At 54.3% G+C, this 7,911-nt stretch carries 5 protein-coding genes and 1 pseudogene; all 6 read left to right on the top strand.

Translation table 11 applies throughout. The annotated features are described in order from the left end of the window. The first annotated feature begins 141 nt into the window (after positions 1-141). Positions 142-1,277 (top strand): annotated as a pseudogene (locus QJT78_RS53355) (DegT/DnrJ/EryC1/StrS aminotransferase family protein). Between the two features lie 183 nt (positions 1,278-1,460). Continuing rightward, positions 1,461-2,243 (top strand): ABC transporter permease, encoded by a 783-nt coding sequence (locus QJT78_RS46380; protein WP_038953559.1) that lies wholly within the window; start codon positions 1,461-1,463, stop codon positions 2,241-2,243. Beyond that, positions 2,240-2,995 (top strand): ABC transporter ATP-binding protein, encoded by a 756-nt coding sequence (locus tag QJT78_RS46375; protein WP_038953558.1) that lies wholly within the window; start codon positions 2,240-2,242, stop codon positions 2,993-2,995. Before QJT78_RS46380 ends, QJT78_RS46375 begins: the two co-directional genes overlap by 4 nt. Continuing rightward, a complete protein-coding gene (locus tag QJT78_RS46370; protein WP_281460679.1) occupies positions 2,992-5,280 on the top strand; it encodes a glycosyltransferase in 2,289 nt (762 codons plus the stop codon). The genes QJT78_RS46375 and QJT78_RS46370 overlap by 4 nt, the downstream gene beginning before the upstream one ends. Further along, the gene (locus QJT78_RS46365; RefSeq protein WP_080587056.1) at positions 5,271-6,923 is read left to right on the top strand and encodes a glycosyltransferase; all 1,653 of its coding nucleotides are present in this window, start codon (positions 5,271-5,273) and stop codon (positions 6,921-6,923) included. The genes QJT78_RS46370 and QJT78_RS46365 overlap by 10 nt, the downstream gene beginning before the upstream one ends. Further along, positions 6,916-7,695: a methionyl-tRNA formyltransferase gene (locus tag QJT78_RS46360; RefSeq protein ID WP_038953555.1), complete on the top strand. Its 780-nt coding sequence runs from the start codon at positions 6,916-6,918 to the stop codon at positions 7,693-7,695. The genes QJT78_RS46365 and QJT78_RS46360 overlap by 8 nt, the downstream gene beginning before the upstream one ends. The last annotated feature ends 216 nt before the right edge of the window (positions 7,696-7,911 follow it).

Here is a 7,911-nt window from a genome sequence, read left to right as displayed (position 1 = left end):
TTCGCGGTTGAGGTGATGGGGTTGGCTTCACAACCGAATCCTACGCCGCATCAGCGCTTTACACCACGCTCGCCAGCCTCTCAGGCGCCCTCTCGCGAATAAGACGGGCTAAAAAACTAACCGTGGCAGGGGCAATCGGGTATGGAGCGCAAAGTCGCAGACGGACGGCTGTTGCCGAGTGCAACAGTCAGTGAATTTCTTCCAATTTATCGGCCGTTTCTCGGAGGAAGAGAAAAAGAATACGTCATCGAATGCATAGATGGATCTTGGATATCCTCCCGTGGTGCTTTCGTAGACCGATTTGAGACTGCATTCAGTGAGTTCATTCAAGCGCCGTACGTTACAAGCGTTTCTAACGGGACTGTTGCGCTTCATTTGGCGCTCGAGACTCTTGGGTTTGCTCCGGGCGATGAAATCATTGTGCCTACACTGACCTACATTGCCTCCGTGAACACTATTATTCAGGCCGGTGCGACGCCCGTCTTCACAGATTCGCTAGAGGAAACATGGCAGATTGACCCTGAGGATGTCCGCCGCAAGATTACCCCGCGCACGAAGGCGTTGATGGCTGTTCATCTATACGGCCACGCGTGTCAGATGGATGAGCTAGTTAGCATCTGTGACGAGTACGGGCTTTTCCTGATCGAGGACTGCGCGGAAGCCTTTGGCACTCACTACAAGGGCCGGCACGTCGGAACGTTCGGAGATTTCGCCACTTTTAGTTTTTTGGGAACAAGACCATTACCACCGGCGAAGGCGGCATGGTGGTTGCCAGGAACAAGGATCTGTTAGGTCGAGCGTATCACCTTAAGACCCAAGCTGTTTCGCCGGACCGCGAGTACTGGCATGACGCAGTCGGATACAATTATCGGATGACCAATATCTGCGCCGCGATTGGTTTGGCGCAGTTGGAAAATGCGACGAAAGTGCTGGAAAAGAAACGTACAATTGCGGGGTGGTACCAGCAGGGGCTCGAAGGACTCCCTTTGAGGTTGCTGGGTGAGGCTCCCGATACAAGGAACTCATATTGGATGTGTTCGATTGTTGTCGACGATCCGAGTATTCGGCAACCGCTCAGAGATTGGTTGAAAGGAGCGAACGTCGAAACTCGCCCCCTGTTCCACCCCTGTCACACTCTTCCGCATTGCAAGACCGACGAGACGCTCCCCATTGCTGAATCCTTGAGTGCAAGAGGTATAAACCTTCCGAGCTTTCCTGAACTCTCGCCAGAGAACGTCACTACAATTTGCGCAGTAATTCGTTCGTTTTTCGGTTAAGGGGTCAATGAAAGGTGATGGCGGGCTCCGGGTTTCGGAGAGCACGCCCGGCATGACCTCTTTTGAAGCATGGGAGCGCGAGTTGACGGTCCACCTGAAAAGTCGACGGCGCGTCCCTAATGCGCTAGCGCCGAGCGACGAAGCAGTGTTGTACGGCGCTGCACACAATGCTATCGACCGGTGATGCTCGCGTACATCTCTGACATCTACCAATCCCGGTACTTTTGGACGCACCTGGCTCTGTCCGACTTGCGGGGACGATGGCGGCGTTCGTTTCTGGGCATGGCATGGTCGGTGGTACAGCCGCTCGGCATGACGGCGCTGCTCGCGGTGGTCTTCGGTAAGCTTTTCAAGCAAAGTATCGGCGACTACGCGCCCTATATCCTCTCCGGAATGATCACCTGGGAATTCTTTACGACGACCCTGATGGGTGGTTCCCTGTCATTCGTACAGGCGGATGCGTACATCAAGCAATGCCAGCATCCATTGGCAATCTATACGTTGCGGACCTCGCTCACGAACCTGATAGTGTTGATGATGGCGAGTATCGGCTTAGTCGGGTGGGTACTCATCGTCATGCCGCACAATTTCGGCTGGTCGTGGTGCGCAGCTCTTCTCATTTTTCCGTTGGCCTTACTTGTCGCGTGGCCTCTTGCGACCTGCCTCGCCTACATTGGGGCACGCTTTCGCGATTTGCCACATGCGCTTGGTCTAATCATGCAGGCAATGTGGTTCGTGTCACCTATCTACTTCGAGGCGAAGTTTTTTCGCGACGGCGGATTGGATGTACTGATCGACTATAACCCGATCTATCATTTGCTGGAGGTCGTGCGAGCCCCCCTGCTGCGAGGCGAATGGCCGACGAGTGCAAATTTCGCTGTGTGCGGCGCCACAATCGCGATTTCGTTCGCGCTCGCTGTTTTGATCGGTAGGCGCTCAGAGCGTAAGGTTATCTTCTATCTATGACCAACATAGTGCGCTTTGACGGTGCTAATCTCCATTATTCTGCGGTAGCATTCAAAGAACGCTCGCTGAAGGCGCTACTTGCTGGCATTGCCGGAGCGAAGATAGCTCACAAGTCTCCAGTCCACGACATTCATGCGCTCAAGAATGTGAGCGTCGAGATCACCGCCGGCGAACGCGTCGGGTTGCTCGGCCACAATGGCGCGGGAAAATCCACGTTTCTCAAGGCGGTGGCCGGAGTGTATCCGATCTCGTCGGGGTCACGCCGCGTCGAGGGCACGGTTCGATCGCTATTCGACCTGAGCCTTGGCTTCGAGCCAGATGCGACAGGTCGCGAGAACATTCTCTACCGCGGCCTCCTCTTGGGAATGAGTCCGAAATTCATGCGTTCAGTCGAAGAGGAGGTCGTTGCCTTCGCTGATATCGGCGAGTTCATCGACTATCCGATTAAGACATATTCGGCCGGCATGCAGGTGCGACTCGCCTTCGCAATCTCAACGATGGTGCATGGCAACATTCTACTACTCGACGAGGTGATCGGAGCGGGCGATGTGACGTTCATGCAGCGCGCGAAAGTGCGTATCAACAAGTTGATTGAGTCCTCTGAAATCCTGATTCTGGCCTCACACGATCTCCGTGCGTTGCTGGATATCTGCGACCGCGCACTGGTCCTGCATCATGGAGAGCTGAAGTTCGACGGCCCGGCAGGGGCCGCCGTCAAGGAATACAGAAGACTAGTCGGAGGTGACGTGTGACTGACCGTCCGCTGCGCGTGATGTGGCTGTTGAACCATACGACGCTGCGCAAATTCGAGATTCCTCAGATGGAGAGTCTTGGAATAGTTGAAATATTCCTCCCGAAATCCTTCCCCTATGATGAAGGAAACCTCTCGGCGAATGTCGACTATTCGAAAGACGCTACGCTCAACCTGGCGCCCCATGAGCTTCAAATTCTAAATCAGCAGAATTGGTATAAATCTCCTTCGCAGGAGGCTTGGGAAATTGCCAACCGTCATTTCGACGTAATGTTCGTGGGATTTTTTCCGGATCAGCTTCGATCAGCGATACGAAACTTCAAGGGCGTCATCGTTCTTCATGCATTCGGTCTCGCAGGAAGCGAGACCTACAGCAATTTGCTGCGCCGGTATTTGACAATCGGCGAGTTCGAAACTCTGAAGAAAATATCACATCGCTTTCTGTTTGGAGCAGGTTACGATCATTTGGCAGATACCGAGGACGATTTCATCAAGTCGCGCAATTGCTTTTTGCCTGTGGGACTCTCGATTCAAAACAAGAGCTCCGAATGGCGCGGTACCGACAAGCGAATCTTCTTCGCATGTCCCAGAATCAACTCGACGCAGTACTTTCACGAGATTTACCGTGATTTCATTCAGAACTTTTCGCAGTTCTCTTATGTTATCGGTGGGGCTCAGCCTGTCCCCGTTAAGGACAAGCGTGTACTTGGGTTTGTTGACCGGGCCACGCACGACAGGAACATGCGTGAACTGGCCGTGATGTTTTATCACAGTCAGGAACCCAATCACATTCACTATCATCCATTTGAAGCTGTCCAGTCTGGAATGCCGCTGATTTTCATGTCGGGCGGCGTTCTTGATCGTTTTGGCGGTACTAAGTTGCCCGGACGCTGTACGTCTATCTCCGAGGCCCGCGAAAAGATACGGCGTGTTTTGGAAGGGGACGATAGATTCATCGAGAGCGTGCGGCGAAGCCAGCTGGTCCTGCTCGAGCCGATGCGGCCTGAGAACTGCGCGTCCCATTGGCGCGATGGCTTTGATAAAATTGGCCGCGCTCACGATCTCAGCCAAGCAAAACGTTATGCCCAGCCGCGAAGAAGGAAGCGCTTGGCTATTTTCATTCCCATAGCGTACCGGGGAGGAACGCTGCGCGGAGCGAAGATGTTGGCCGAAGCCATTGAGATCGGGAGCCGGCAGGCGGGAGAGGACATCGAGGTGGTGCTCGCTCACCTCGACAATCCTGATATCTATCGCGATGAAGACTTCTTTGATCTTCCGAAGTCCATCCAGCGAAGGAGCTTTTGGTGGAAGACGCTCCCTCTGAGCGAAGCGACCCGCGTAGCGATCTATGGAGGACTCGCGCAAAATGTAACGGCTCCAGTTTATCAGGTTCCCGATGACAAGATTCAACAATTTATGGATTGTGATTTGTGGATTTTTGTCTCGGACAGGCTGGTACATCCGCTGCTTCCACTGCGGCCATACGCGTTGGTAGTGTTCGACTACCTGCAGAGATATGAGAACTTTCTTCCCCGCGACATGAACGAGAGCTTTCTGTGTTCGGCGCGACACGCGGAACGGGTGATCGTTACAACTGAGTTCACGCGCAGAGATGCCATTCAGTATGCAGGATTACGGGAGGAACGAGTTAGCCGCCTTCCTATTCTCGCGCCCAGGTTCGATCATGTCGACGTGTCAGTCAGTGCAAGACCAAAGCGTCGCTTCTTTATTTGGACGACAAATGTAGCGCTCCACAAAAACCATGAAAATGCGTTTCGTGCCTTGGCGCGCTACTACGACGCCCTCGGTGGCGAGCTGCAATGTATCGTGACCGGGGCTGATACTGAAAGGCTATTGTCTCCCGACATTCCGTATTTGCGGTCTTCGGCGGAGATTGTCCGTCGTAGTCCTGGGCTCAAACGAAATATGAAAATTCTGGGGGAGCTTTCCGATCAGCTCTATCGGGTGAGACTCGCGCAGTCTGAGTTTCTTTGGCACGCTGCGCGCATGGACAATGGCACGTTCAGTGTCGTCGAAGCTGCGCATCTAGGAGTACCCTCTCTATCCAGCGACTATCCCGCCATGCGTGAGTTCAACGATGCGTTTTCTCTCAACCTGCGGTGGATGGACCCTGCCGATCCGAACAACATGGCCGAAAGCTTAATGCAGATGGAGGCGGATGCGGCAGTCCTAAGACAATCGCTGCCCTCAGCGGATCGTTTGGCCCAACATTCGCTCGAGCGCCTCGCTAGAAGCTACTGGGACGTGGTGAAAGAATGCCTGTGAAACGCTATGGCATTTACGTTGCCTATCCACCGCAAGTCGATCTTAGATTCGAGGGTCTTGGACGGCATTTGGCGGAATTGCTGAAGGCAGCGCAGGGCCAAGAGGATCTTCGTTTCGTCATAGCCTGTCCAAGCTGGGTGCGTTCCAGCCTTTATGATCTTTGTCGCGCAAACAATATTGACCGAGACAGCTTCGAGGTTGTTTCGCCAAAAAGCGAACCAGTGTTCCTGCAAATCTACAGGATCTGGTTGAACTTCCGAAATCGACAGCGACGCGGTCGACTGAAGGCGCTGATCAGCGCTCTTAGCCGTCAAGGGAAAACAGCGACGCGCTTGATAACCAAGACGCTTGTCAGCACGCGAAGCCTTCCAGTCGTTCTCCTGGTAGGCGCTGGAGCGCTTTTGTTGACGGCGCTAGCTTTCCCCTTTCTGGTGGCCATCCAGATACTGCGCGCTGGCTCGCGCTGGGCTAGCAAGCTTATCTCGCGCGCGTCGTTGCCCCTAAGAAACGTAGTTAGCCTTAGTTTGCTCAGCCGCCAGCCGCATCACAGCGCGCTCATCCGACGGTTGTATCGGTTGATGGAGGATTCGGAGGCCGCGATGCTGGCTCGGCTCGCAGAGTCGAGAGCCGATGTCCGCGCATGGTTTGCACCAACAGCGTTCTGGCCCCAGTTCAACGCAATAAAGCGGCCGCGATTGATGTGCGTTCCCGACGTGCACTTCACGCAGTTTCCTGTCGGGTTTGGGACTGCGGACGGCCGGCTTATGGCAACGTTCCGGCAGATCGAAAGCTCGATCAAGGCATGTCCCCACCTTGTAACCTACAGCGAGGACGTCAAGTGGCGAACCTTGGTTGACCATTTTCACCTTGACGCTAGCAGGATTGACGTCGTGCGACACGGTGCGAACATTATCGATGACCTGATCACGGTAAAGGGAACGCCAGACGATACCGCCGCCACTCTCGCGCTGTGCCGAGATTTGTTCATATCTGCGTTGCGTAAGGCTATCAACGCGGAGGGGTCGCCTGCAGACCGATCAGATTTGTTCCCATTTTTGTTCTACCCAACGCAATTCCGTCCCAGCAAAAACGTTATCAATCTGCTGCGTTCGTACAAGTATTTGCTCAAGCAGCGCCATCTCGGCATTAAGCTCATCTTAACAGGGAGGCCCGAGGTAATGCCCGAGATGTCCGAGTTTCTCGATACTCATAACCTTCGGAACGACGTCCTTTGCTTGCACGGCTTGACCAACCAGGAATGGGCGGCTTGCTACAAGCTCGCGACTTTGGCGGTCAACCCGAGCCTCGCTGAGGGTGGCTTTCCGTTTACATTCTCGGAGGCACTTTCCGTCGGAACACCGGTGGTCATGTCGAGGATCGCCGTCACCGAAGAGGTGATGAATGATCCCGAAATCCAGGAAATGACGTTCTTCGATCCTTATGACTGGAAAGATATGGCATCGCGAATTGAATGGGCTATCTGCAATCGGGAGGAGCTCTACAACAAACAGCAAAAGTTTTACGATGACGTGGTCAGTCGACGTACTTGGCAGCACGTCGTCGAGGACTACGTAAGAATCTTAGATCGTATCTCTAAACCCGACGAGAGCGGCGAATGTCTGGTGAAAAGAGCTCATGGCTGATCTGATTGCGTCTAAGCGCTATTTGATTGCCGGATACGGACTACCAGCAGAATTTGGGGTCATGACCCTATTTGGCATGGGCGTGTCTCCGGATCAGATCGCCGTACTCACCCATGCGGACGATTCCCGGAATCAGGGGCTACACGCGATCGCAGCTTTGCGCGGCATTTCGATTTGGGAGCAGCCCGCGAAAGCACCGTCCTCAGCGGCTTGGGCAAAGACATTCGCTCCCGATGTTCTTCTCAGCTTGCATTACCGCAACCTGATCCCAAAGCAGATTCTGGAGCTGGCGCCGCTCGGCGCTGTCAATCTGCATCCCTCGCTGCTGCCGAATTACCGCGGCACCAACTCGGTTGCCTGGGTTATCATCAACGGCGAGTCTGAAACAGGATTCACGTTCCACCGCATGGACGAAAGGTTCGATACTGGGCCGATCCTATTGCAGGAGAAACTGGCTATTCACCCGAATGATACAGCCTTCTCACTGTTTCATCGTCAAATCGTCAGAGCGATGGCGCGCCTCGAGACTGTCATCGAACGTGTGGCTGCAGGAGATCCGGGCCTGGTTCAGCCCGCGGATGGCAGTTACTTTCCGCGCACGTTACCTCATGGAGGGTTGATTGATGTAACCTGGCCAAGTGAGAAGATCGAACGATTCATTCGTGCGATGTATTTTCCTCCATTTCCTCCTGCAGGCGTGATGAAGGACGGCGAAGTTCATGCCGTGGCCAGCGTTGACGAATACAAGAAGCTCTTTCCGAAGCACGCGTAGTTACCGACATCCGGCGAGCGGGAACGTACCGCGTGCCGGCGCTAGCCGATGAGGGTAACGGGACGACGCTGGTCCGGAACTTTAAGCGTACACCTGGAACCTACATGAGCTATGGCGGAATCTGGGTGATGACGGTGTGAGGAAGGCGGCGTATCGAGGCGGGTGACGAGCCTGCCAGAACCTCTCGAGGAGAGCGATACGCCATGACCGAGACTA

The organism is Bradyrhizobium sp. Mp27, assembly GCF_029953005.1.
In the GTDB taxonomy this organism is placed as follows: domain Bacteria; phylum Pseudomonadota; class Alphaproteobacteria; order Rhizobiales; family Xanthobacteraceae; genus Bradyrhizobium; species Bradyrhizobium barranii.
Note: the sequence above shows the minus strand (reverse complement) of the source record. Positions and strands in the feature narration are given on the sequence as shown.